This window comes from Brevibacillus sp. AF8, assembly GCF_021270385.1.
Lineage (GTDB): Bacteria > Bacillota > Bacilli > Brevibacillales > Brevibacillaceae > Brevibacillus.
The window spans coordinates 12,899-37,219 of sequence record NZ_JAGQDN010000018.1 but is presented as its reverse complement, the minus strand read 5'-3'; the positions used below and the strand labels follow the sequence as shown (position 1 = coordinate 37,219).

Here is a 24,321-nt window from a genome sequence, read left to right as displayed (position 1 = left end):
AATGTGTCGAAGAGGAGAGGAGAAAGGATGATTATGCAGAATGTAGAAGATTGGTAACTGGTGCATTACATTCTGGTGTGGCAGGGAGGCAAAAATGAAGTCTATTGTTGAAATTGCCAAGATTGCAGGTATCGAAGAACAGTATTTGGAGCTATACGGAAAATATAAAGCCAAATTATCAGATGAGCTATGGGAGCAAGTGAAGGATCGCCCTGATGGCAAACTGATTCTTGTTACAGCGATGAACCCTAACCCGGCGGGAGCAGGTAAGACACTCACGACGATTGGTTTGTCACAAGCATTAAATTATCTCGGGAAGAAAACAATGGCAGCGCTTCGCGAGCCGTCCTTGGGTCCTTGCATGGGGATCAAAGGAGGCGCAACCGGAAGCGGCCAAGCACAAATTCTCCCGGCTGACGAAATTAACCTGCATTTTACAGGGGACATTCATGCGATTACAGCTGCACATAACTTGTTGGCAGCGATGATCGACAATCATATTTTCCACGGCAATCCGCGTGGGCTCAATCCAAAGAAAATCGTCTGGAAACGAGCCATGGACATGAACGACCGTGCACTGCGTAACATCGTGGTTGGTCTGGGTGACGGCAACGGGATGACGCGTGAAGATGGCTTCATGATTACAACCGCTTCGGAAATCATGGCGATCTTATGCCTGAGTGAGAATCTGGCGGACTTGCGCGAGCGATTGAACCAGATCATTATTGGCTACGATTTCGATGATCAGCCTGTACGGGCAGAGGAAATCAACGCGGTCGATGCGATGTGTGTTCTCTTGAAGGAAGCCATCAAGCCCAATCTCGTACAGACAATCGAAGGAACTCCGGTCATCATTCACGGAGGACCTTTTGCCAATATCGCGCATGGGTGCAGCAGCGTGATCGGAACCAAGATGGCTTTGAAGCTGGCAGATTACGTCGTAACAGAGGCTGGCTTTGGTGCCGACCTGGGGGCCGAAAAGTTTTTTGACATCAAGTGCAGAAAAGCAGGTCTGACTCCATCGGCTGCTGTCGTGGTCATTACAGTTCGCTCGTTGAAATACAACGGCGGGGTAAAAGTACCTGATCTGGCAGAGGAGAACTTGTCTGCTCTGGAGAAAGGCTTCGAAAACGTCAAGCGCCATCTGGAAAACCTGCAAAAGTTCGGTGTGCCAGCAGTGGTGGCGATCAATCATTTTGCGACAGATACCCAGGCAGAGGTGGATGCAGTCATTGCGCTGTGCCAAGCGGCCGGAGCCGAAGCGGCGCTGTCCAAAGTATGGGCAGAAGGCGGAGCAGGTGGTGTCGAGCTTGCTGAAAAAGTGACTCGTGCAGCAGAGCGGCCTTCATCCTTCCGATTCTTGTATGAAGATAACCTCAGCATAAAAGACAAGATTGAGACAGTCGTAAAAGAAGTATACGGTGGATCAGGGGTTGTCTTTTCGCCGCTGGCATTAAAAACGATCCAAAAGGTAGAAGAAATGGGCATGTCCCATCTGCCTGTGTGCATGGCGAAAACACCTTACTCCTTTACGGACCGCGCTGATCTGTTGGGAGCACCTGTTGACTTCACGATCCAAGTGAGTGAAGTGCGCATATCAGCAGGAGCTGGTTTTATTGTGGCACTGACCGGTAGCTTGGTTACCATGCCAGGCCTCCCGAAAAAGCCGGCTGCTGAATCGTTATATGTAGACGAGGATGGCCAAGTGATCGGATTAAGCTAGTCAAAAAGTTTGACAAAAAGCTGACAACTGTAAAAGGTTGTCAGCTTTTTTTGTATTTTTGAGGTTTATTATCGGAAAGTTATGGGAAAAGAAAGGTGAGATTGAAAAATGTGAACTTAATTGAAAAACAACAAGGAATGACAAAGGCAAACTTGCTGAAAGGCAGGGACGCAAAGCCACGGGTCTAAGGTCGAGAGTCAAGTGACTTTCGCAGCTAGGACAGCCGGGTTGCCATACCGTAGTCATGATGGGCTGTCGGTGGGCAGTCTTTTTTTTGTTGAAAAAAGAGAAGGGAGAAGGGATTCGGTATGAAAAATAGTTTGAAGAATAAGCTAATTATCGTTTTGTGCCTGCTGTTGTTGATAAGTTTGGGTACGGTTTGCGGTGCAAGCTATTGGAGTGCTTCCAATCTTTTGGCAGACAGTCTGGACAAAGAAGCTGAGTTGTCAGCTAACAATCTCTCGATTCGTATCGATGGTTTCTTTAAAGAAAAAATTGAAATTGTAAGAGCAGTGGGAGGGTTGATGTCGGCTGATCAAAATGCCGAGTATGACCTGAAACTCATTCAAGAGGCCCAAAAGAAAAACCCCGAGTTTGAGACGTTCTTCTTTTCGCATGATTTAAGCGGAAAGAATGTGATCAATTTCAAGGGTGAAGTGACTGATATCTCGGATCGTCCGCACATTAAGGAAGCCAGCAAAGGGGAAGGAAAGGTTGTTGTCTCAGAGCCAGTTGTTTCGAAGCGCACAGGGAATAACATCGTGACCCTTGTCGTTCCATTGATGAAGGACAATCGTCAATACGGTTATATCGGTTCTACGATTCCTATCAATGAGATCCAAAAAAAGGTGTCCGAAGAGAAATTTGGTCAATCAGGCTACGCCTTTTTAGTAAGCAAAACAGGAACATTTATTTATCATCCGAACAGCGAGTTCATTCTGAAGGAATCGATTCTCAATATGGGTATTCTTGAACTTCAGACTGGCTTTGAAGACATCAAGCAAGGGAAGCATGGAATTGCCCAATATAATTACGAGAATACAGAGCGATTTGCTTCGTATGCTCCTACCAATTTGAACTGGGGTATATACATCACTGCACCTGTAGCAGAGCTGCATGCCCCTGTCGATCAACTGTCAGTTCGATTGATGGTTATTTCCCTCATCGTATTGGCAATTGGGGTTGTCCTCGTTTATTTCTTGGCTGTACGCATGGTGAAACCAATTGAGCGTCTGAATCACGCCGTAAATGTAGTGGCGCAGGGCAACTTGAAAGAGACCGTAACGGTTGACGGAAAAGACGAGATTGCGGTTCTGTCCCGTGACTTTAACCAGACGGTATCGCACTTGAAAAATTTGATTGAAGACGTATCACTGTCGTCTGATCAAGTACAGCGTTTTAGTCAGGAAGTATCTGAAGGTATTAAGCAGGCGACAGAAAACATCAACCAAATCGGCTTGTCTATCGCACAGATTTCTGAGGGAGCAGAGGCGCAGGCAGCCAGCTCGCAGGAAGTCGCATTGTCGATGACTGACATGGCAGCAGGCATAGTGAAAATCGCGGAGACGTCTGCACATGTTTCTGAGGCTGCCCAGATAGCAACAGAGCAGGCAGAACAAGGAACTGCTGTGGTAGAGCAGGCAGTTCTCCAGATGGGAAGCATTGGCGAGGGAACATCGAAGGCGACAGTAGCCATTGAACAGCTCAACAATCGCTCCAAAGAAATCGAAGGCATTCTTGATACGATCAGTCAATTGACCTCACAAATTAATTTGCTTGCCTTGAACGCTTCGATTGAGGCGGCACGTGCAGGCGAGCATGGACGTGGATTTGCTGTAGTTGCCGGTGAAGTAAAAAAACTGGCGAACCAATCCGAGGAATCCGCATCCAAAATCGCGATGCTGATCGGGGAAATCCAACAGGATACTCGTCACGCAGTAGAGGTCATGACAGCGGGCAACCAAAACGCACAGCAAGGTATCCAATTGGTCGAAGAGGTTCGCGAAATCTTTGGGCATATTTTGGAATCTTCCCGGAACGTTGCTGCGCACATTTTGGAAGTATCCGCCGCATCTGAACAAATGTCAGCAGGCTCCCAACAGGTGAGTGCTTCTGTAGATGAAATGCATAACATTGCAAAACATGCTTCACTCGACGCGCAAACAGTGGCAAAGGCAACCGAAGAGCAGCTTCAAGCCATCCAGGAAATTGGCCAGTCTGTCGAGCATTTGAATGCAGTGGCAGAAGAATTACAACAAGGAATCGGCAGGTTTACTGTATAAGAAGCAGCTCTACAGGTTGTAAGTCCTCTTCTTTGAAAGGGGGGATGCCATTAGGGGATGATGGAGTTTGTTTCTACTAACTAAATTCATTACCGTTTAACAGGAGGAGAACCCAGATGAAAAAATTCACAAAAACAATCTTGGCGAGCACACTCGCTGCAACTATGCTCATGACATCAGGAACAGGTGCTTTTGCCGCAACAGCGGTTAAGCCTGTCCAAACCGTAGCTGCTGAAGCTGCTAAAAAACCGCAAGCGAAAAAGTTTGAGTCTCGTTTGGACGAAATCATTGCGAGAGGCTATATCCTCGTAGGTACTCCAGGTGACTACAAACCGTTTACATATTTGAATCCGAAAACAAACCAATTCGAAGGTTACGATATCGATGCGATGAAAGAATTCGCAAAAAGCCTGGGAGTAGAGGCGCGTTTTGTTCAAACATCCTGGCCGACACTGATGGACGATCTGTTGGCAAATAAATTCGATATTGCTGTCGGAGGCGTTACCCGCAACACAGACCGCCAGAAAAAAGCACACATGAGCGATCCTTATATTATGTTCGGTAAAGCTCCGCTCATCCGTGCAGAAGACAAGGACAAGTACAAGAGTGTAGCAGACATCAATAAACCAGAGGTGCGCATTGGTGTGAATCCAGGAGGCACCAACGAAAAATTCGTTCGTGAGCACCTGACAAAAGCAACTGTGACTGTTGAACAAAACAACCTCGACATTCCTGGTCTGGTAGCAAGCGGTAAGTACGATGTGATGATCACAGATACGCTGGAAGCGCTTGTATATTCCAAAGCAGACTCCCGCCTGTATGCCGCTCTGACTGACAACCCATTCACCAAGAGTGAAAAAGCGTACATGATTCACCGCGGAGACACAATCTTCGCTAACTACTTGGATCTTTGGATGGACGAAATGAAACTGCAAGGGAAGTTTGATGAGCTTTACAACAAATGGGTAAAATAATTCGATAACAGACGAGCAGCCTGATTCTGGGCTGCTTTGTTATTTTTACAAGATTCATTACCAAAAAATCAAACAATTTGGGTCTATAAGCTGTTTGCTTTTTCAGTCATTGCATGGTACGATTACAGCTATGTTCTTTAGGGCGCTACGTACAATCGGGATAAAAGGGCATGTTCCGGATCGTAAGGAATAGTGCCCTTTTTTTTGAGAATTTTATAGATGAAGGTATTGATAAAGGAGACTGACATTCATTGGCGACTTTTAATGATTTTGGCTTACACCACTCCATTGTTAGAGCGTTGAGCAACATGGGCTTCGAAGAGGCTACAGCTATTCAGGATCAAACGGTTCCTGTAGCACTGCAAGGTCGTGACCTGATTGGTCAAGCACAAACTGGTACAGGTAAAACGGCTGCATTTGGTATTCCGCTGATTGAACGCATGGATGAAACAAGCGGAAATATTCAAGGGGTTGTATTGACCCCAACTCGTGAGCTGGCTGTTCAGGTTGCAGAAGAGATTAATAAAATTGCCCAATTTAAAAACATCTCTGCCCTGCCAATCTACGGTGGTCAAGACATCACGCGTCAAATCAAGGCGTTGAAAAAACGCCCGCAAATCATCGTAGCAACACCTGGTCGTTTCATGGACCACATGAGAAGAAGAACGATTCGTCTGGATGCCATCGAGGTAGTTGTTTTGGACGAAGCGGATGAAATGCTGAACATGGGTTTCATCGACGACATTAAGGAAATCTTGAAAGAGGTTCCAGAAAGTCGACAAACCCTGCTGTTCTCCGCAACGATGCCGAGAGCGATTCAGGAAATCGCCCAGCAGTTCATGAACGAACCAACCATCATTCAAGTGAAAGCAAAAGAAGTAACCGTACCAAACATCGAACAGCAATATATGGAAATGGCAGAAAGACAAAAGTTCGATGTTCTGTGCCGTTTGCTGGATATTCATTCGCCTGAGCTGGCTATCGTATTCGGTAGAACCAAGCGCAGAGTAGATGAGCTGTCCGAAGCTCTGACCAAGCGCGGTTATGGAGCAGAAGGTATCCACGGAGACCTGAACCAAGCAAAACGCGACAGCGTACTGCGCAAGTTCAAGGAAGGTACAATCGAGGTATTGGTGGCGACCGACGTAGCAGCCCGCGGTCTGGATATCAGCGGTGTTACACACGTCTTCAACTTTGACATTCCACAAGACTCCGAAAGCTACGTTCACCGTATCGGTAGAACGGGACGTGCTGGTAAAACGGGTCTCGCGATCACATTTGTTACTTCCCGTGAAATCGACCATTTGCGTCTGATTGAGCGTACAACCAAGCGTCGCATGGAGCGTCGTGCTGTTCCTTCGATGGCAGAAGCTCTGGAAGGTCAACAAAAAATGACAGTAGACAAAATCTTGGAAGCGTCTGGAAGAGATGATCTGTCTGCTTACAAAACATTGGCAGAACAATTGCTGGAGGATGTTGATTCTGTAACGCTGGTATCTGCAGCACTCAAGCTGTTGACCAAAGAGCCGGATACAACACCTGTTCGCCTGACAGAAGAAGCTCCTCTTCGCGTAGGGAAGAAAAAGCTGCCTCCAAAAGGAAAAGGTGGCTTCGGTTCGGGTTCCGGTTTTGGTGGAAAGCGTCCATCTCGCCCACGCAACGGCGAATATCGTCCTCGCGGCGGCGAATCTCGTCCACGCAGTGGCGACTCCCGTCCACGCAGCGGTGACTCCCGTCCACGTGGCGAATCTCGTCCACCACGCAGCTAGGAATCGAACGGTATTGCAAGCAAAGACTGGTGTGCACATACATGTGCGCATCGGTCTTTTTTCGTGTTGACTGCCCGCGAATAGTTAGGAGAATCCGTGACAAACTAGGGGTGTTTTGGCACGAATTTTCGCGCAGGGATTGGGAGGCGGATATGGGTACATGCAGGTGTAAGGAAAAGGCTTCTGCAGCAGGGCAGAGGTCTTTTTCCTGTGGGCAATTAAGTTTTGGCAACAATGAGTCAGACAAATTCGCGCTTTGATTTTGTTGTTAGCCCTTATGAAAACGCTTTATATTTGAGGTGTACACATTACCTTTTTAATCATGTCAACATCTCATAAATAGGGGTAAAGGAGGGTGCAGTATGGAGAGCGTGGAAACCAAAAACTCTTCGGGTGGAATCCGAGTCTCGGTACAAAAGTTTGGACGATTTTTGAGTGCGATGGTTATGCCAAATATCGGTGCTTTCATCGCTTGGGGATTGATTACCGCTTTATTTATCCCGACAGGTTGGTTGCCTAACGAAAATTTGGCCAAACTGGTTGGACCGATGATTACGTATTTACTGCCACTGCTGATCGGTTATACCGGCGGGAAAATGGTTCATGATGTTCGAGGCGGGGTCGTAGGTGCCGTCGCTACGATGGGGGTTGTCGTAGGTGCAGACATCCCGATGTTCCTGGGAGCTATGATCATGGGTCCTTTGGGCGGCTGGGTCATGAAAAAAGTGGACCAGTTGTTCGAAGGAAAAATTCGTTCCGGCTTTGAAATGCTAGTAAACAACTTTTCCGCTGGTATTGTTGGCGGGTTACTGACACTTTTGGCATTCCAGGCAATTGGGCCTGTCGTTGTGGGCTTGAGCAAGGCGCTTGCAGCGGGTGTGGAAGTCATTGTAGGCGCAGGATTGCTGCCGCTTGCCAGCATTTTCATCGAGCCAGCGAAGATCCTGTTCCTGAATAATGCGATTAACCACGGTATTTTGAGCCCGATCGGTTTGGATGAAGCCGCGAAGCTGGGTCAATCGGTTTTCTTCCTGCTTGAATCCAATCCGGGGCCAGGTTTGGGAATTTTGTTGGCATACTGGCTTGCTGGCAGAGGCAGTGCAAAGCAATCGGCTCCGGGTGCTGTCATCATTCACTTCTTTGGGGGTATCCACGAAATTTACTTCCCGTATGTGCTGATGAATCCGCGTTTGATTCTGGCGGCCATTGGCGGCGGGATGGCTGGTGTGTTTACCTTCACGCTGCTTGGCGCAGGACTGGTGGCGCCACCATCTCCGGGTAGTATTTTCTCCTTGATTGCAATGGCACCGCGTGGTGGGCTGCTACCGGTACTGGCTGGTGTGTTGGCTGCGACTGTCGTGTCCTTCCTCATCGCGTCTGCTCTCTTGAAAATGAGCGCGAAGACAGACGAAGATGAACTGGAAAAAGCGACAGAAAAAATGCAAGAGATGAAAGGCAAAAAAGCACAGGAACAAGAAGCGGTTGAAGCTCCAGTGAAGCATGAGGTAGCTGCTGCTGACGTGAAAAAAGTTGTCTTCTCTTGCGATGCGGGTATGGGCTCCAGTGCGATGGGCGCGGCGTCCTTGCGCAAAAAGTTCAAGGATGCGGGCCTGACCGAGATTACGGTCATCAATACAGCGATCAACGACATTCCAAGTGACGCTGATATCGTCATTACACACAAGTCTTTAACAGAGAGAGCGCAAGTCAAAGCGCCTTCTGCGGAGCATATCTCCATTGACAATTTCTTGAATAGTCCCGAGTATGACAAGTTGGTCAAACGCCTGGGGTAAAGGGAATCAACGCTAGTGAGAGCTAGCGTCTTCCCTCTTTGGCGTTAAGGAGGGAACGAAGACATGCTTGTATCCTCTCGACAGCGATCCATTATCGAGATTTTATTGAAGGAACAAAAAGGAGTTACCGTTGGTTCGATTGCCGAACAGATCGGTGTAAGCGGACGTACCGTTCACAGGGAATTGGATGCGCTGGATTCCTTGTTCGATGAATTTGAATTGGAGTTAGTCAGAAAAACTGGATCAGGGCTTGAAGTGGTGGGGACCGACGACCAAAAGCTTGCACTCAGAATGTCTGTCCTGCATCACATGACGAAGGAATACACCGCGCAGGAACGTAAGGCCATCATCCTGTGCGCGCTCCTGGAGGCATCGGAGCCAGTCAAGCTGATTTCGCTAGCGATCGATTTGAAAGTGACGACAGCGACCATCAGTCATGATTTGGATGATTTAGAGACCGTGCTTGCTCGTTACGATCTGTCACTCTTGCGAAAAAGAGGGTACGGCGTAGAGCTGCAAGGTACAGAGTCTTCCAAGCGGCGGGCTATAAGCAGACTGATTGCCGAGCATCTGGACGATCACGAGCTAATTGGGATTATCAAAGAAAATATTCAAAACAAGGCACTCCGAGACATCGACTCGATATCGGAAAGGCTGCTTGGTTTGATTGACCGGGAAAAGCTGATCAAGGTCGAGAATGCACTGAGCCATCTGGACGAGGAGCTTCCCTATCCTTTGGCAGACAGCGCTTATCTCGGATTAGTCACACATCTGGCATTGGCCATGGAACGGATTGAAAAAGGGGAAGGCATTCATTTTGACGAGAAAACCCTCAGTGAATTGCTTGGAACACCCGAGTACGAAATAGCCAGCAACATCATGGAGCGCCTGAAGCAAATCTTCCAAATGGAAATCCCAGCGGATGAGATCGGCTATATTACGATGCACTTGCGGGGTGCCAAGCTGCGGCATTCTCCGGATGACCAGGTATGGACGGAAAATACGGAGCTCATGGTCATTACGAAACGCTTCATTCAAGCCTGCGAAGAACGCCTGAACATTCCGCTTGGCAATGACGCCTCGCTGTTCCATGGTCTGTTGACGCATTTGGAGCCAGCCTTATACCGATTGCAGCGGAAGATGGAGATTCGCAATCCGATTCTCGAGCAGATCAAGCAAAACTATCCAGAGCTGTTTACCGTAACAAGTGAAGCGGTTCATACAGTTTTACCAGAGCTGCAGGTTCCAGATGAAGAGATCGGGTACCTGGTGATGCATCTTGGTGCGGCATTGGAGAGAACGCGCCAGGAGCAGCAGTGGTACCGGGCATTGGTAGTATGCTCCAGCGGGATCGGCTCCTCCAAGATTTTGGCTACGCGCATCAAAAAAGAAATACCGGAGATCGTCAGCTTGAAAAATCTGTCCATGTTTGATCTGGAAGAGGTTCCGGCAACGGATTATGACTTGATTATTTCCACCCTTCCATTGCCGCTCGATCCAGCGGAATATGTCGTGGTCAGCCCGTTGCTTCCGCCAGACGACATCCAAAAAATTAAATATCAATTGCATACGACGAGTCAGAAACAATCCCATCAGGAGAAAAGTCAGCTGGTTCCCGCAGGACAGCAATCCATCGAACAACTAAGGGCCATGCAATACTACGCAGCGTATGCCAATGAGCTATACGATGGGCTATGGGGAATGAGATGGGATAACCGTGATCAGGACATCTCCCAGCTCTTGAGCCAAATCAGCAAGGGGCTGAAAGAGCGTGGAACGATTGAAGAGGTCGAACCGGTCATCAAGCAGTTGATCGAGCGGGAAAAGCTCGGCGGTTTGGGGATTCCGGGAACCTCCCTGGCCCTTTTTCACGGAAGAAATGAAGCGGTGAACAAGGCGTCTTTTACGTTTCACCAATTACAAGAGCCTCTGCTTCTTCGTTCGATGGATGAAGAAGTCATCTCCATTGACATGCTTCTGCTACTTTTGGGGCCGAAAGAAGTACCGAAGGAAGGGCTGGAAGTACTCAGCGAGATCAGCTCCCTTTTGATTGAAGAAGAAATGCAAGCGGTTTTGAAAACAGGAGAAACACAGCAAATTGCTGATTATATAGCGGGCAAAATGTATGCGTTTTGCCTCAAAAAGATAGGATTGGAGAGAACGAAATGAAAAACATACTGACAGCAGAAAAAATCATGTTGAATGCAAAGGTAGCCAATAAAGAAGAAGCGATCAGACTGGCAGGACAATTGCTTGTGCGTGCAGGCCACGTAACGGAGGCGTATGTAGAGAAAATGCAAGAGCGCGAGCGGTTGGCGACAACATACATCGGAAGCGGCGTAGCCATCCCGCATGGAACGAACGAATCCAAGGCAGAGATTCAATCCACCGGGATCTCCATCATTCAGGTTCCCGAGGGCGTCGATTTTGGAGAAGGCAATACAGCTTATTTGCTGGTGGGCATTGCTGCTGTTGGAGATGAGCATCTGGAGGTGCTCTCGAACATCGCCATTCTTTGCTCCGAGGAGGAAAACGTCAAGCGGATTGTAAACGCGGCTTCGGCGGAAGAGATTATCACGATGTTCTCCGAGGAGGTGTAATCCGCTATGCTAGCTGTACATTTTGGAGCGGGAAATATTGGGCGAGGCTTTATCGGACAACTGTTGCAAAAGGCTGGCTATGAAATTGTGTTTGTGGATGTCAATGCGGCTTTGGTCGATGAGCTGAATGAGCGAAAAATGTATCGTGTGCAACTAGCAACAACAGGAAAACCAGAGTCGGTCGTGGAAGGAGTTCGAGCGATAAATGGTCAGGATGTAGCGGCGGTAGCTGAAGCGATCGCCACTGCCGATTTGGTTACGACGGCAGTTGGTCCGAACATTCTTCCGCACATTGCAGGGGCCATCGCAGCCGGCATTACCCGGAGACTTTCTGTTCATGCCAAGCCACTCAATGTGATTGCATGTGAAAACATGATTGGTGGCAGCGAGAAGCTGAAGGAGCATGTGTATGAGCATCTGACGGAATCGGTTCAAGCCGGGGCAGCACAATGGATCGGATTCCCCAATGCAGCCGTAGATCGGATTGTTCCTTTGCAGCAGCATGATGACAAGCTCCTGGTTATGGTTGAACCGTTTTTCGAATGGGTGGTAGATTCGTCCCAGATGGTTGGAGAAGTCCCGTCCATTGAGGGCGTTACCTATGTGGAGGATCTGGCGCCATACATCGAAAGAAAGCTGTTTACCGTCAACACAGGTCATGCGGTCATTGCATACCTGGGGTATCAGTTGGGGATGAAAACGATTGATGAAGCGATGCGAGACGACCGGATTGTTCAGGCGACACGCGGGGCTCTTCAGGAGACAGGTGCACTGCTTGCTGCCAAGTACGGATTTGACCCGCAGGTTCATGGGCAGTACGTGGAAAAAATCCTCGGTAGATACACCAATCCACTGCTGTCTGACGATATTGTCAGGGTGGCGCGTTCGCCGATCCGCAAGCTGTCGCAGCATGATCGTTTGGTCGGCCCGGCGCTGCAATGCATGGAAAAAGGAATGAATCCAGAGTATTTGAGTCTGGCAATTGCAGCGGCACTGGCATTCGACTATCCCGAGGACGCAGAGTCCGCACGGATACAAGTAAGCCTGAAAGAGTTTGGATGGGAAAATACATTACACAATTGTACCGGCATTCCGGCAGGTCATCCGCTTGAGGAGATCGTGCGCGAACAGGCACGCAGATTGAAGGAATGGTCAGGTAGCCATTGAGAAAGGCTGATGTTACGATGTCCCAAAAGATCACAGGTGTAAAAGCTTCAGCAGGTATAGCCTTTGGCAAGGCGTTTTTACTGACAACGCCCGATTTACAGATCAATACCGTAGCGATTGAAGATCCGGCGAGTGAAATCCACCGCTTTCAAGAGGCGTTGGCTCGAGCGAAAAATGATTTGGAGGGCATCGTTCTGCGCGTGGAGCAGGAGATGGGGACGGATCATGCAGATATTTTCAAAGCTCACCTGTTCGTCTTGGAAGACCCGGAACTGGTCGATACCGTCAAAGATAAAATCTCAAACGAAAAGACAAACGCCGAAAGCGCCTTGAATGATGTCGCACAAGCATTCATTGGACTTTTCGAGCAAATGGACAACGAATATATGCGGGAGAGAGCGGCAGATATTCGAGACGTGACCAAACGTGTCCTTTCTTACTTGCTGGGGGTACCGTTTGCAGGACTTGGTGAGCTGACAGAAGAAGTGATTATTGTAGCAGATGATTTGACGCCTTCCGATACAGCCCAATTAGACCGTCGCTATGTCAAAGGCTTTGTTACGGACATTGGTGGACGAACCTCGCATTCTGCGATTATGGCACGTTCTCTGGAGATCCCTGCTGTTGTCGGAACACAAGGGATTACTCGTGCGGTTCAGCCCGCGACGCTCATCATTCTCGACGGGCATGAAGGAATCGCGATTATCGACCCGAGTGAAGAAGAGATCGCTGTCTACAAACGCAAGCAGGCTGATTACGAAGCGCAAAAAGCCGAACTGGCGAAGCTTGTGAACAATAAAACGGTCACGGTGGACAATCATCATGTCGAGCTTGCCGCCAATATCGGAAGCCCCGAAGATGTCGTTGGGGCGATCGCCAATGGAGCGGAAGGTGTCGGGCTGTTCCGCACGGAGTTTCTGTACATGGGACGCAATGATTTCCCGACGGAAGAGGAGCAATACCTCGCGTACAAGCATGTGCTGGAGCATATGGGCGACCGCCCGGTAGTTATTCGCACATTGGACATTGGCGGGGACAAGCATCTCTCTTACTTGGCTTTACCGGAAGAAATGAACCCGTTTCTTGGGCATCGCGCCATCCGGCTGTGTCTCGACAACCAAGAACTGTTTCGTACGCAACTGCGTGCTCTTTTGCGCGCAAGTGTACACGGCAATCTGAAAATCATGTTTCCGATGATTGCGACACTGGAGGAGTTTCGCCAGGCGAAAGCGATTTTGGAGGAAGAGAAAAAATCCTTGGTCGATCGCGGAATTGTAGTATCCGATCAGTACGAAGTGGGTATCATGATTGAGATCCCTGCTGCGGCACTGATGGCCGATCAATTTGCACGTGAGGTTGACTTTTTCAGCATTGGAACCAATGATTTAATTCAATACACAATGGCAGCCGACCGTATGAACGAGAAGGTCGCTTATCTCTACCAGCCATATCACCCTGCTGTTTTGCGCTTGCTGCACAATGTCATTAAAGCAGGGCATGCGCAGAACAAATGGGTCGGTATGTGCGGGGAGATGGCGGGCGATCCAATCGCGATCCCGATTCTGTTGGGAATGGGTCTGGATGAATTTAGTATGAGTGCAGGGAGCATTTTGCCTGCGCGCCAACAGCTGAGTCGTTTGAGCGTAGAGGACGCAGCGAAACAGATGGATACGATTTTACAGATGAGCACTTCTGCGCAAGTAGAGGCGTTCGTGAAGGAATGGCTTGAGAGAGTATAAGGAAGGAGGCAGATCAGAATGGTAGAGAAAAAAATAGTGGTTCAATTGGCGCACGGCCTGCATGCACGTCCTGCGGCGAACTTTGTGAAGGTAGCCACGTCTTTTTCCAGCGAAATTAAAATCATCAAAAATGAGAAAAATGTAAATGGCAAGAGCATCATGGGCATTATGGCAGCAGCGATTGGAAAAGGGGAAGAAATTACCCTGATCACCGATGGTGTCGATGAACAAGAAGCGATGGCAGCATTGGAAAAAGCATTGACCGAACAGGAATAGGGATGAGAAAAGGAAAGACGAAAAGCCCCTCGATTTGAGGGGTTTTTTCTGTGTTCCGGGAAAGTTCACGTAGACAGTAGTTGTGCGAAAGGGGGCGAGAAGGGTGTCAGTCGCTTTTGGGCTCGTTGTTCTTCTAAAAGCAGCTCCATTTTCAGGCGGACGCGCTCTGAGTGTGTGGTTTTGTAGAGGGGGATTACCAAATTCCGTGTTTCCAAAGGGTCGGCCGTGAGATTATACAATTCGTATTCAGTCATCGTGGGGTTGAATACATCCCCGGTAAAGTAGCGGGAGTATTTCCATAAAGCGCTGTGCCCGGCAGAATTCATGCAGGTGATGACCGTTTCTATCTGATTTGGAGGAATGACAGAGTCATAGGGTTGGTGTTGCACGTTTACTTGATGCTGTCCTTTTGTCACATCATCGTCCGTCATGAAGTAGATCGGCTCGCTGGAGATAGAGTCCATATCGTGGGACAAGATGATGGGAGTAAGATCACGACCGACAAGAGGGCGCACCTCGCTATGTGTATAGGTCAGCTCCTCACCAAGTCTGTCTGTGTCTGCTCCGGCCATCCCGAGTAGAGTCGGAAGAATATCCACATGACTGGTTAACAGCTCTGTGGAGGTCGCGCATGGAAAAAGAAGCGGGTTGTGGATAATGAGGGGAACATGAATCGCTTCTTCGTAGGCACAGTACCATTTTTGATACAGTTTGCCGTGAGCCCCCAATAATTCGCCGTGGTCGGATGTGAACACGACCAGTGTCTCGGGATAAAACGAGCTGGCGACGAGTGCTTCAAGAACACGCATCACTTCCCGATCGGCGTTTTTTTGGAGCTGATAGTACAGTCTTCGATAATGGGCTTGGTCCGAAATGGGCTGGAACGCCTGTGGATATACCTCCCGATAACTCGCTTGGCAGCGCGGTTTTGTCGCAAGTGATTCATACTGAGTAGGGGGCGGGGCAACTGTGGGAACTGACTTATCCACATGGAAGCGAAAAAACGGTGAGCTCGCTGAGATATCCCCATAGATGGCGATATCATGTGGATTGACGAAAGACGCCACGATCAGCCAAGGATGGTAGCTTTCAACGGAGCTTTTCTCCTGATCCAGGGCATGGAGCAGCTCGATGACTTCGCTGCTGTACACCACATCACGACCATTTACTCCGATGGCTGCGGACGAACCGGAGTTATGCGGCGCTATTCCATGCGGTTCAGGCCCTATCCAACTGGAGAAGCCGTAGCCGTCCAGCCGATCAGCAAGCAAGTATAAGCTTTCCTTATCGGGATCGGGGACCCCTGTTCCAAGGGTATAGCTGGGGATAGGAAAATGGGTACCCGGTACCCAGATGTCGGCATCGGAAATATGCCACTTGCCTTTATAGAAACACCGATAGCCCGCTTGACGAAAATAATTTCCCATCGTCGGAACAGTGTTGCGATCCAGCCAGAACATGTCGCTGTCAGCAGATCGTTTAGCTGCGCCGCTGGTCTGGCTGACGCCGTGCAAAGAGGGGTACTGACCGGTGAACAAGGTAGCTCTGCTAGGGCAACAGGCAGTGGAGCCAACGTAATGACGCTTGAATTCCAACCCATGCTCTCGCAAAAAAGTATGAGCGTGGAGTGTATCCTCCTTCCATTCACGTATTGCAGGCTCTTCATAAACAGGGGGAAATCGTTCCTGATCCACAATGATGAATAAGATATTCGGTCGTCTCCTCAACCATTTTCTCGACATATAGATCCCCCTCGGCAAAGATGTACACATCTTTATCAACATATGGGGATAAACTTTGTCCTTATCCACAAAAAAACTCGCCGATCATCAAGAAATCGGCGAATTCGAATTCGGGTGTTTGGTTATCCACAGTTTTTTATACCAATGCAAAGGAGAGCACCGACAAAAGAATCGAGGTAATACTCATGGCAATCAGTGGACGGGCCGCTTTTGTCCGCAGTGCACGCAGATTGACATTGAGGCCAAGCCCGACCATCGCCATGGTGAGAACGAAGGTTGTAACATTGGCGACTCCGTTATGGAATGCTTCTGTGACAGGAATGGATGTGCCGAGAACGTAGCTTCCAAAAACACTCATAGCGAGGAAGCCGATCAGGAACCATGGGAATTCAATCTTGGTGCCACTTTGTAATTTCCCGGAGCGTTTCATCCAAATCATCAGGATAAAACAGAGCGGAACCAACAGGAGCACACGCCCCAATTTTGCCAGCAGGGCAATCGCTAGCCCATCTTGACCCGCTGGTGCAGCAGCCAATGCGACATGAGCAATCTCGTGCAGACTAATTCCAGACCACATGCCGTATTCGACCGCGGACAGGGGGAGGAATGGACGCAGGATCGTGTAGGCAATAGCAAATAAGGTTCCGACGAGGGCAATCATTCCTACCCCAATGGCGGTATCTTCATCCTTGGCAGCAACGATAGGGGAGACGGCTGCAATAGCCGCTGCTCCACAGACGCCTGTACCGACTCCGAGCATGAGGGAGAGGGAAGAGTCTGCTTTCAACCACTTGGCTATCAGCATCGTAACCGCGATAGCAAAAATAATGACACCAGCGTCATAGACGAGAAGCCCGAGGCCTTGATTCAAGACGATATCGATATTGAGCTTGAGCCCGTACAAAATAATAGCCAGACGCAGTAAACGCTTGGCGGAAAATTGAATCCCTGATCGCAATGCTTCCGGATATCCACGAAAATGCCGGTAAGCGACCGCGATCAGGATCGAACAGGCGAGGGGGCCAACCTGTTGAAACCCAGGTATTTTTGCTAAGACGTAGCCTGTCAGGGCGATAAAAAAAGTAAAAGCGATTCCAGCTATCCACAGCGAGAAGGATGCAGGTTTGCTTTCGTTGTTTTTTGCGGGCTGTACGCTGGCATTGCTTTCATTCAATGGCACGCTGCTTTTGATGGGAGTTGCCATTGCCATCACTCCTCGAAAAGTTTTACAAACTCAGCATACGGCAACTGTTATAATAAGAAAAATAAATCATTGCGATAGTGATCATAAGTGAAATGAATGGTTAGTGGTGGAAAGGAGAGTGAAGGCAGTTGGATCAGCATTTGCTAGTGTTCGTGACCGTTGCAGACAGACAGAACTTTTCCCGAGCTGCAGAAGAGCTCCACATGACGCAGCCTGCCGTTAGTCAGTATATTCATGCGCTCGAGCGCACGATAGGGACAAAGCTCCTGGAGCGAAGCAACAAATATGTTCGCTTAAATAAAGCGGGGGAGATTGTCTATCATCACGCTCGGGAGATCCTGGGCTTGTACACGCGGATGCAGAGTCTCGTGGATGATTTGATGAACACACCGAGCGGGCATTTGACGATTGGCGCCAGCTACACATATGGAGAGTATGTACTGCCTCACGTCATTGCGCGTCTTCGTCAGTATTACCCAATGATTACCCCTACGATTACGATCCACAATTCCACAGTCATTGCTGAGCTGGTAGCGAAGCGACAACTCGATGTCGGGATTGTGGAGGGGGAGTATGTGGACGAAAAAATGTGCGTGGAGCCGTTTGCTGATGATCGTATGTATTTGATTGCTTCTCCGGAGCATCGATTGGCGGGGCAGTCTGAGGTCAGCATTGACGAACTGATGAAGGAGACGTGGATAGTACGGGAAGAAGGGTCGGGCACGAGGGAAGCGGCTGAAAAAATGTTTCGCCAACTGCAATTCACACCGCACAAGCGAATGGAGTTCGGCAGTACGCAGGTGATCAAGGAGTCAGTGGAGGCTGGCTTGGGAATCAGCCTGCTGTCTTATTGGGCCATCCGTAAAGAACGCAAGCTCGGCACGCTCTGTACATTGAAGGTGACGGGGACACCTGTTACCCGTGATTTTTCGCTTGTCACGAAATCCGACGAGTTTCATACCAAAGCATTGGACATCTTCATGGATCTTATCCGCACGCATGTGCCGGAGGGGGCCCATACGTAAAAGAGGAAGCGGCACGATTCATCGGTGCTGCTTCCTCTGTTCATTTTCATGCGGATGTATCTGGATGGGCCAGTGTCAGACGAAAGGTTGTTCCTTCTGGAGAAGTCCGAATCAATTCGACATTTCCCCCGTGTGCTTTTGCCAATAGTCGCGAAATCGTCAGGCCCAGTCCCAATCCATGTTTCTTTTTACGTTTGCTGTCGCCGCGATAGTACCGTTCGAAAATGAATGGAACCTCTGACTCAGAAATCCCTTTTCCATTGTCAGTCACGTCGATGGAGAGAAAATCCCTTTGATTATGGACGCTGATCTCGATTTGCGTTGCATTTGCGGCTGCGCTGTTTCCCAATAAATTGAGCAAAATTTGTTTAACATGTGATTCATCGCCGACCCAAACGATTTCTGATCCAGTCGGGTTTACTGTCACAGTTACGTCTGCAAATGACGGTAAGGCTTGCACCTGTGCGACTATCTGATCCAATGTGCTGTTGATCTGAATGGATTGCTTCTCGACGAATACTTCGCCTGCTTCCATCGACGAAAAATCGAGCAGGTCATTGACCATTGTCTGGAGTCGCTTGGCTTCGTCCATGCTGATTTGCATGAATTCATCGGCATCTGTACCTTTTACAACGCCGTCTTTGACCGCTTGAATCATCCCGCGGATCGAGGTGACAGGGGTACGCAGTTCATGGGAGACACCAGCCAAAAGGTCGGTGCGCATCCGCTCCAGTTGTCCAAGCCGTTTCGCCATTTCGTCAAAAGAATGAACCAGCTGACTGATTTCCGCTTCTTTGATTTTGGAAGAATTGGGCAAGGGAGGCGTATAATTCCCGCTGGATATTTGCTCTGCCGCTATTGCCAACTGCCGCAGGGGTTGTGTTAACGAGCGAGACAGCACATAGACGATGGCCCAACCGCACAAGGTGATGATCCCGATGGAAACCATGATCGTGATATAGGTGTGGACCAAATCATTGTTAAGCGGGGTACTGACGTAATAAGTGCCTGCGACTGCATTGTGTTCATAGTAAGGGACACCTACACGCAGCCAGGTAGCACCCTTTGTGGCAACGACCTCCCGTATTTCCTTTGTTTTGTCCACAGGCTGGGCAGGAGTCGGCAACTGCGCAATGGTAGCGGTCGTCGTCTGATTCAGCATATCCTTCTTGAACGTCTTGCCCGCATCATCGTAAATCTGTACCACGTGATCGATTGGGACAGTCGGCATGACTCGAAATGCGATCGTGGCAGTATTGGCTGCAGGTGTTGCGGTGCCAGGAATAGCCGGAGACCCAGGGCCAGTCACAGCAGTGACAGCCTGATTGGAGATACCAACGGTTGTTTGTGCCAAATCCTCTATCTTTACAGAAGAAGTCGAGGTGTCCTTGGCAAGCAACACCTTGGTATACGAATCAGCGAGCAACTCTGTTCTTGCTTCCAATACTTGAAACTGTTGTTCTGTAGTTGCTTTGTTAATCCAATAGATGCCAAAAAACCCAATGCCAAAAAGAATGACCGATAAAATCAGGGCATAGCGCCACGTCCAGTAACGCAAGAGCGGTACAGCAGTTCGGGTAGAAGTAGATCGATTAGTAAACACGCAGGCTATACCCCATTCCTCTGATTGTGCTGATTTCCCCTTCAGAAGTCGGCCACGGCAGTAAGCTTTTGCGCAAGCGCTTCACTGCGGTATCCACAGAGCGATCGCCCCCTTCAAAATCCATTCCCCACACCTGATCCAGCAACTGATCTCGGCTGAAGCATTGGTTCGGATGTCGCGCCAGGAAAACAAGTAGTTGCCAATCCCTTGGCATTAAGGAAAGGGGTGCTTTCCCGATTAAGGCATTTTGGGCCGTAACATCTATGGAAAGTGTCCCGAGTCTGATCGTATCTGCTTCGGCGATATAAGAGGAACGGCGGAGCACAGCTTGTACACGGGCGAGCACTTCTTCTGGATCAAATGGCTTGGCGATGTAATCATCTGCCCCTTGTGCCAGACCTTTGAGCTTGTCTGGCACGGTACCGCGCGCCGTGATGATAATGACAGGGCAGCTGCCGTATTGGCGAATCTGATCGAGTATATTCAAGCCGTCATGATCGGGCAGCATCAGGTCAAGCAGGACAAGATCTGGTTTCCAGGAGAGAAAAGTCGGAATTGCCTCGTGATCACCCACATTCCATTTTACCTCATAGCCCGCCCGTTCCAGGTAGACCTGGACAAGTCGGGCAATCGGCATTTCATCCTCGATGAGTAGAATTCGTTTCACGAAGAAACACCTCCTATCTATCTCAAGTCAATTTGTACTTATCATAGCAATGATAGAAATCATTTTGACTGACATCATGTGTCCGTTGAATGGCGAACGGCATGACTAAACCTCTGGCAGTTTCCTGCTAGAGGTTTTTTTGTGTGCTTGAAAGGCAACGCTTATTTTTTGATGGCAGGTACTGAGACTGTTGTACTTTTTGTGATCTTGCCTTCTTTTTCGAGCTGTTTGATCAACTCTTCCACAGAGATGCCTTTTTCTTTTGCTACTTCTTCCAGATTGATAGTTGTCGTGGAAGAAATTATTGCCAGCGTGCCTTCTTCTTTAAGCTGCTCGATCAACTCTTCTACGGAGATGCCTTTTTCTTTCGCCATTTCAACCAGGTCGATTGTCTTACTGTTATCGCTGATGGCATCGAATTTCATGAAGGAGAAGCTAGTTGTCAGATCGCCGTCTTTCGTGTTAATAGCTACTCCTTTCGTCAGTTTTCCTTCTTTTTCAAGCTGCTTGATCAACTCTTCCACAGTGATCCCTTTTTCTTTCGCCATTTCCTCCAGGCTAATAATCGGTTTGAAAAGAGCATTTGTACCATCTGTGGTCACCATTTTCAGTGGAGCAGAAGAACCAGACGTTTTCGCGGGTTCACTTGCCGCAAACGCGGAACCTGCCATTGCGGATACTGCCAAAGCCATAACTGTCATTGCCATTTTCTTTTTCATTGTGAAATTCCTCCTTGGGGGGTCTTTAGACTGTAGTGAGCCTTGTTTGCGGGCTTGCCCGTCTCGGCTACAACACAAATTTAACGGGGGCGTGTGTCCGTAATATGACCGGAATATGGAAAAGTGACGGAATGCCGAAAACGCTTGCATTTTTCCCTGCCTTGTTCTACATTAGAGACAGGTAAAAGAGCACGTAAATCGCGTGTTATCTTCTACCCACAAGTGAATAATCAAAAGGCAAAGGTGCCCTTGAACACGGATCTTATTTTTTCGTGTTTAGGCACCTTTTTTTGCTTTTGATCAGGGATGTTGTCTTGAAAGGAGTGACACGCATGGAAAAACCAATTCGAGCGACGCCGCTTGCGATCCGACTGATTCCCAATGTCGATCCTCAATTTGCGGAGAAGCTGAACCTGCCTTCTCATATCCGAAGTCTGGGGCTTTTGACCTCCACGATTGACGATGTGGGGTATACGGCCATTGATGAAGCGACCAAAAAGGCAGCGGTAGAAGTTGTGTATGCCAAGTCGTTTTATGCAGGCTCAGGCCATGCGTCTGGACCGTTGTCCGGCGAGTTCATCGGGATGATCGGAGGCGCGACGCCATCGGAGGTGCAGAGCGGACTGGATGCAGCCGTTGCATTTATGGAAAGCGGAGCATGCTTTTACTCTTTGAATGCTGAAGGGACGCATGCGTATTACGCCCATGTTGTGTCGCGGACGGGCAGCTATTTGTCCCAACTGGCGGGAATCAGAGAAGGTGAACCGCTTGCCTACTTGATCGCACCACCGCTGGAGGCCATGTATGGTATTGATGCCGCCCTCAAGGCTGCAGATGTCGAAATGGTTCAATTTTTTGGTCCACCAACAGAAACGAACTTTGGGGGAGCGCTACTCACTGGCAGCCAGTCGGCATGCACGGCAGCCGCCGATGCTTTTGCCGATGCCGTAAGAAGTGTCGCCCAACAGCCTGTCAAACGATAATAGGGATTTTCCCTCTTGAAGGGGAGGTAATGTAAATGCGCGCTACGACATATTCACTCGGCATGATCGAGACATTGGGCTTGCCTGCTCTCATCGCTGCCGCAGACGCTGCTGCCAAAGCGGCTGACGTCAAAGTCGTCTCTTATGAGGGCGCGGACGCAGGGATCGTTACCGTGTATGTAATCGGAGATGTCTCCTCCGTACAGTCAGCAGTAGATGCTGGTGCTGAAGCTGCGAGACGTGTCGGAACATTGCTGCACTCACACGTTATTCCACGTCCTGACGAAAATGTACCCAAAATGCTTAAAAACCTGCTGAAACCGGAAGCAAAAGAAGAGGTTAAGGCAGAGCCGGCCCAAGTGCCAGCGACCAAATTGCAAGATCAGTCTATCAATGATCTGCGCAAAATGGCGCGTTCGTATGCGGATTTCCCGCTGACAACGAACGAAATCAACATGGCGAAAAAAGAAGATCTCATTCGTCTGTTGGAAGAGAAACAAGGCGGAGGTGACAAAGCCTAATGACACTCGACGCTGATCTGTATTCCATACAGGAAGTGCGTACCTACCTCGCACAAGCGAAGGAAGCACAGGCCAAGTTCGCTACTTACAGCCAAGAACAAGTCGACAGAATCATCGAAGCCATGTCCAAAGCGGGCGTGGAGCATGCTGATCGACTCGCAGCTATGGCTGTAGAAGAAACAGGCTTTGGTAACATCCCGGACAAACGGATGAAAAACCTGTTTGCTGCTCAAGATGTGTACGCATCTGTGAAAGATGTAAAAACGGTTGGCATCATCCGTAAGGACGAAGAGAACAAGGTATGGGAAGTGGCGCAGCCATTCGGTATCGTAGCTGGTATCGTGCCTTCCACCAATCCGACATCCACGGTTATCTATAAATCGATGGTCTCCCTCAAGGCGAGAAATGCGATTGTCTTCAGCCCGCATCCGTCTGCAGCCAAGTGCACGCTGGAAGCAGCGCGACTGATGGCACAGGCGGCAGTAGCGGCTGGAGCACCAGAAGGCTTGATCCATTGCGTTACCAAGCCTACGCTTCCAGCGACAAACGAATTGATGAAGCACAAGCTGACCAATTTGATTCTCGCGACTGGCGGAACGCCGATGGTACGCGCGGCATACAGCTCCGGCAAGCCTGCTTACGGTGTGGGACCTGGTAACGTTCCGGTCTACATCCACCACAGTGCTGACTTTGCTGCTGCTGCCAAGCGCATCGTGCAGAGCAAAACGTTTGACTATGGTACAATCTGCGCTTCTGAGCAAGCATTGGTAGTGGAGGAATCCACCAAACACCAATTGATTGCTGCCCTGAAGCGTGAAGGCGCCTACTTCCTGAACGAGCAAGAAAAGGAAAAAGTAGCTGCCATCGTTACGATTAACGGCTCGCTGAACGCGAAGATCGTTGGCCGCTCTCCGCATGTGATCGCTCAAATGGCGGGTATTACCATCCCTGCTGATACGCGTGTCCTGGTTGCGGAGGAGAACAATGTAGGTAAAGCATATCCGATGTCCGTTGAAAAGCTGGCTCCGGTCCTTGCCCTCTACACTGTTCAAGGCGACAGCGAAGCGTTTGCCCGTTGCCGCGAATTGCTGGAGCATGGTGGTCTTGGACATACAGCGGGTATTCACGCCCAGGATGACAATGTCATCGCAGCGTATGGTCAAGCAATGCCAGCATCCAGAATTCCGGTAAATACCGGTACGACTTTCGGGGGAATTGGTGCAACGACTGGCGTACAACCAGCGTTCACACTTGGATGCGGCTCTTTAGGGGGCAACATCACTTCCGATAACATCGGTGCGAAGCATATGTTCAACATCAAGCGTGTTGCATTTGGTATCAAAGAAATGCCACAATCAACGCCAGCACCACAAGCTCCTGCAACACAAGCGGAAGAAGCTGTTCTACAGGCTGTCTCTTCCATGAACGTTGGCTTGAGCCGTGATGAGATCAAGAACATCATCAAATCCGTGTTAACAGAAATGACGTCTTAATGTCGTAAAACACTAAAATCTTGGAGATATAATTAAGGAGG

At 49.2% G+C, this 24,321-nt stretch carries 19 protein-coding genes and 1 riboswitch; of the genes, 14 read left to right on the top strand and 5 right to left on the bottom strand.

Annotation, left to right across the window (positions count from 1 at the left end):
- The first annotated feature begins 94 nt into the window (after window positions 1-94).
- The 10 genes from KB186_RS20765 to KB186_RS20720 all read left to right on the top strand — a co-directional run bounded on the left by KB186_RS20765 (window position 95) and on the right by KB186_RS20720 (window position 14,323).
- Window positions 95-1,723: a formate--tetrahydrofolate ligase gene (locus tag KB186_RS20765; RefSeq protein ID WP_173610317.1), complete on the top strand. Its 1,629-nt coding sequence runs from the start codon at window positions 95-97 to the stop codon at window positions 1,721-1,723.
- 135 nt (window positions 1,724-1,858) lie between these two features.
- A riboswitch (cyclic di-GMP riboswitch) is annotated at window positions 1,859-1,959 on the top strand.
- Between the two features lie 72 nt (window positions 1,960-2,031).
- Window positions 2,032-4,005: a methyl-accepting chemotaxis protein gene (locus KB186_RS20760; protein WP_173610318.1), complete on the top strand. Its 1,974-nt coding sequence runs from the start codon at window positions 2,032-2,034 to the stop codon at window positions 4,003-4,005.
- Window positions 4,006-4,121: 116 nt separating this feature from the next.
- A complete protein-coding gene (locus KB186_RS20755; protein ID WP_173610319.1) occupies window positions 4,122-4,979 on the top strand; it encodes a transporter substrate-binding domain-containing protein in 858 nt (285 codons plus the stop codon).
- A 251-nt stretch (window positions 4,980-5,230) separates the two neighbouring features.
- The gene (gene cshA, locus KB186_RS20750; RefSeq protein WP_173610320.1) at window positions 5,231-6,748 is read left to right on the top strand and encodes a degradosome RNA helicase CshA; all 1,518 of its coding nucleotides are present in this window, start codon (window positions 5,231-5,233) and stop codon (window positions 6,746-6,748) included.
- A 362-nt stretch (window positions 6,749-7,110) separates the two neighbouring features.
- Window positions 7,111-8,541 (top strand): PTS mannitol transporter subunit IIBC, encoded by a 1,431-nt coding sequence (locus tag KB186_RS20745; protein ID WP_232774282.1) that lies wholly within the window; start codon window positions 7,111-7,113, stop codon window positions 8,539-8,541.
- A 63-nt stretch (window positions 8,542-8,604) separates the two neighbouring features.
- Window positions 8,605-10,710: a BglG family transcription antiterminator gene (locus KB186_RS20740; protein ID WP_232774281.1), complete on the top strand. Its 2,106-nt coding sequence runs from the start codon at window positions 8,605-8,607 to the stop codon at window positions 10,708-10,710.
- A complete protein-coding gene (locus KB186_RS20735; protein ID WP_232774280.1) occupies window positions 10,707-11,141 on the top strand; it encodes a PTS mannitol transporter subunit IIA in 435 nt (144 codons plus the stop codon). Before KB186_RS20740 ends, KB186_RS20735 begins: the two co-directional genes overlap by 4 nt.
- A 6-nt stretch (window positions 11,142-11,147) precedes the next feature.
- Window positions 11,148-12,308 carry a mannitol-1-phosphate 5-dehydrogenase gene (locus tag KB186_RS20730; RefSeq protein WP_173610324.1) on the top strand — a complete coding sequence of 387 codons (1,161 nt, stop codon included), beginning with the start codon at window positions 11,148-11,150 and terminating at the stop codon, window positions 12,306-12,308.
- Window positions 12,309-12,325: 17 nt separating this feature from the next.
- Window positions 12,326-14,047, top strand: coding sequence for a phosphoenolpyruvate--protein phosphotransferase (gene ptsP, locus KB186_RS20725; RefSeq protein ID WP_173610325.1), 1,722 nt, complete (start codon window positions 12,326-12,328; stop codon window positions 14,045-14,047).
- 18 nt (window positions 14,048-14,065) lie between these two features.
- Window positions 14,066-14,323: an HPr family phosphocarrier protein gene (locus KB186_RS20720; protein ID WP_015893797.1), complete on the top strand. Its 258-nt coding sequence runs from the start codon at window positions 14,066-14,068 to the stop codon at window positions 14,321-14,323.
- A gap of 65 nt (window positions 14,324-14,388) precedes the next feature.
- Here KB186_RS20720 and KB186_RS20715 read toward each other — a convergent pair whose 3' ends face one another.
- Both KB186_RS20715 and KB186_RS20710 read right to left on the bottom strand, forming a co-directional pair.
- On the bottom strand, window positions 14,389-16,065 hold the full coding sequence (locus KB186_RS20715; RefSeq protein WP_232774279.1) for a sulfatase family protein: 1,677 nt from the start codon (window positions 16,063-16,065) through the stop codon (window positions 14,389-14,391).
- Between the two features lie 136 nt (window positions 16,066-16,201).
- Complete coding sequence (locus tag KB186_RS20710; RefSeq protein ID WP_232774278.1) at window positions 16,202-17,269, bottom strand: YeiH family protein; 1,068 nt, start codon at window positions 17,267-17,269, stop codon at window positions 16,202-16,204.
- Window positions 17,270-17,397: 128 nt separating this feature from the next.
- Here KB186_RS20710 and KB186_RS20705 point away from each other — a divergent pair, with 128 nt between their 5' ends.
- On the top strand, window positions 17,398-18,294 hold the full coding sequence (locus KB186_RS20705) for a LysR family transcriptional regulator (RefSeq protein WP_087351171.1): 897 nt from the start codon (window positions 17,398-17,400) through the stop codon (window positions 18,292-18,294).
- A gap of 46 nt (window positions 18,295-18,340) precedes the next feature.
- Here KB186_RS20705 and KB186_RS20700 read toward each other — a convergent pair whose 3' ends face one another.
- The 3 genes from KB186_RS20700 to KB186_RS20690 form a co-directional block, all read right to left on the bottom strand.
- Entirely contained in the window at window positions 18,341-19,897 is a 1,557-nt protein-coding gene (locus tag KB186_RS20700; protein ID WP_232774277.1) for a sensor histidine kinase, read from the bottom strand.
- Window positions 19,887-20,564 (bottom strand): response regulator transcription factor, encoded by a 678-nt coding sequence (locus KB186_RS20695; RefSeq protein WP_173610329.1) that lies wholly within the window; start codon window positions 20,562-20,564, stop codon window positions 19,887-19,889. Before KB186_RS20695 ends, KB186_RS20700 begins: the two co-directional genes overlap by 11 nt.
- A gap of 161 nt (window positions 20,565-20,725) precedes the next feature.
- Entirely contained in the window at window positions 20,726-21,283 is a 558-nt protein-coding gene (locus KB186_RS20690) for a hypothetical protein (RefSeq protein WP_173610330.1), read from the bottom strand.
- Between the two features lie 332 nt (window positions 21,284-21,615).
- On the opposite strand from KB186_RS20690, the gene eutL reads away from it, so the two are divergent.
- Genes eutL through KB186_RS20675 form a run of 3 tightly spaced genes read left to right on the top strand, consistent with a single transcriptional unit; the run spans window position 21,616 to window position 24,280 of the window.
- Window positions 21,616-22,266, top strand: coding sequence for an ethanolamine utilization microcompartment protein EutL (eutL, locus tag KB186_RS20685; protein ID WP_173610331.1), 651 nt, complete (start codon window positions 21,616-21,618; stop codon window positions 22,264-22,266).
- Window positions 22,267-22,301: 35 nt separating this feature from the next.
- On the top strand, window positions 22,302-22,787 hold the full coding sequence (locus KB186_RS20680) for a BMC domain-containing protein (protein WP_173610332.1): 486 nt from the start codon (window positions 22,302-22,304) through the stop codon (window positions 22,785-22,787).
- Complete coding sequence (locus KB186_RS20675) at window positions 22,787-24,280, top strand: acetaldehyde dehydrogenase (acetylating) (RefSeq protein WP_048035225.1); 1,494 nt, start codon at window positions 22,787-22,789, stop codon at window positions 24,278-24,280. Before KB186_RS20680 ends, KB186_RS20675 begins: the two co-directional genes overlap by 1 nt.
- The last annotated feature ends 41 nt before the right edge of the window (window positions 24,281-24,321 follow it).

Bases quoted from the DNA above. Each gene is read 5' to 3' on its own strand.
- ptsP (WP_173610325.1), top strand. From the start codon at position 12,326: ATGTCCCAAAAGATCACAGGTGTAAAAGCTTCAGCAGGTATAGCCTTT.
- KB186_RS20710 (WP_232774278.1), bottom strand. From the start codon at position 17,269: ATGGCAACTCCCATCAAAAGCAGCGTGCCATTGAATGAAAGCAATGCC.
- KB186_RS20760 (WP_173610318.1), top strand. From the start codon at position 2,032: ATGAAAAATAGTTTGAAGAATAAGCTAATTATCGTTTTGTGCCTGCTG.
- KB186_RS20735 (WP_232774280.1), top strand. From the start codon at position 10,707: ATGAAAAACATACTGACAGCAGAAAAAATCATGTTGAATGCAAAGGTA.
- KB186_RS20680 (WP_173610332.1), top strand. From the start codon at position 22,302: ATGCGCGCTACGACATATTCACTCGGCATGATCGAGACATTGGGCTTG.
- KB186_RS20765 (WP_173610317.1), top strand. From the start codon at position 95: ATGAAGTCTATTGTTGAAATTGCCAAGATTGCAGGTATCGAAGAACAG.
- KB186_RS20730 (WP_173610324.1), top strand. From the start codon at position 11,148: ATGCTAGCTGTACATTTTGGAGCGGGAAATATTGGGCGAGGCTTTATC.
- KB186_RS20740 (WP_232774281.1), top strand. From the start codon at position 8,605: ATGCTTGTATCCTCTCGACAGCGATCCATTATCGAGATTTTATTGAAG.
- KB186_RS20720 (WP_015893797.1), top strand. From the start codon at position 14,066: ATGGTAGAGAAAAAAATAGTGGTTCAATTGGCGCACGGCCTGCATGCA.
- KB186_RS20675 (WP_048035225.1), top strand. From the start codon at position 22,787: ATGACACTCGACGCTGATCTGTATTCCATACAGGAAGTGCGTACCTAC.
- KB186_RS20755 (WP_173610319.1), top strand. From the start codon at position 4,122: ATGAAAAAATTCACAAAAACAATCTTGGCGAGCACACTCGCTGCAACT.
- KB186_RS20715 (WP_232774279.1), bottom strand. From the start codon at position 16,065: ATGTCGAGAAAATGGTTGAGGAGACGACCGAATATCTTATTCATCATT.
- eutL (WP_173610331.1), top strand. From the start codon at position 21,616: ATGGAAAAACCAATTCGAGCGACGCCGCTTGCGATCCGACTGATTCCC.
- KB186_RS20745 (WP_232774282.1), top strand. From the start codon at position 7,111: ATGGAGAGCGTGGAAACCAAAAACTCTTCGGGTGGAATCCGAGTCTCG.
- KB186_RS20690 (WP_173610330.1), bottom strand. From the start codon at position 21,283: ATGAAAAAGAAAATGGCAATGACAGTTATGGCTTTGGCAGTATCCGCA.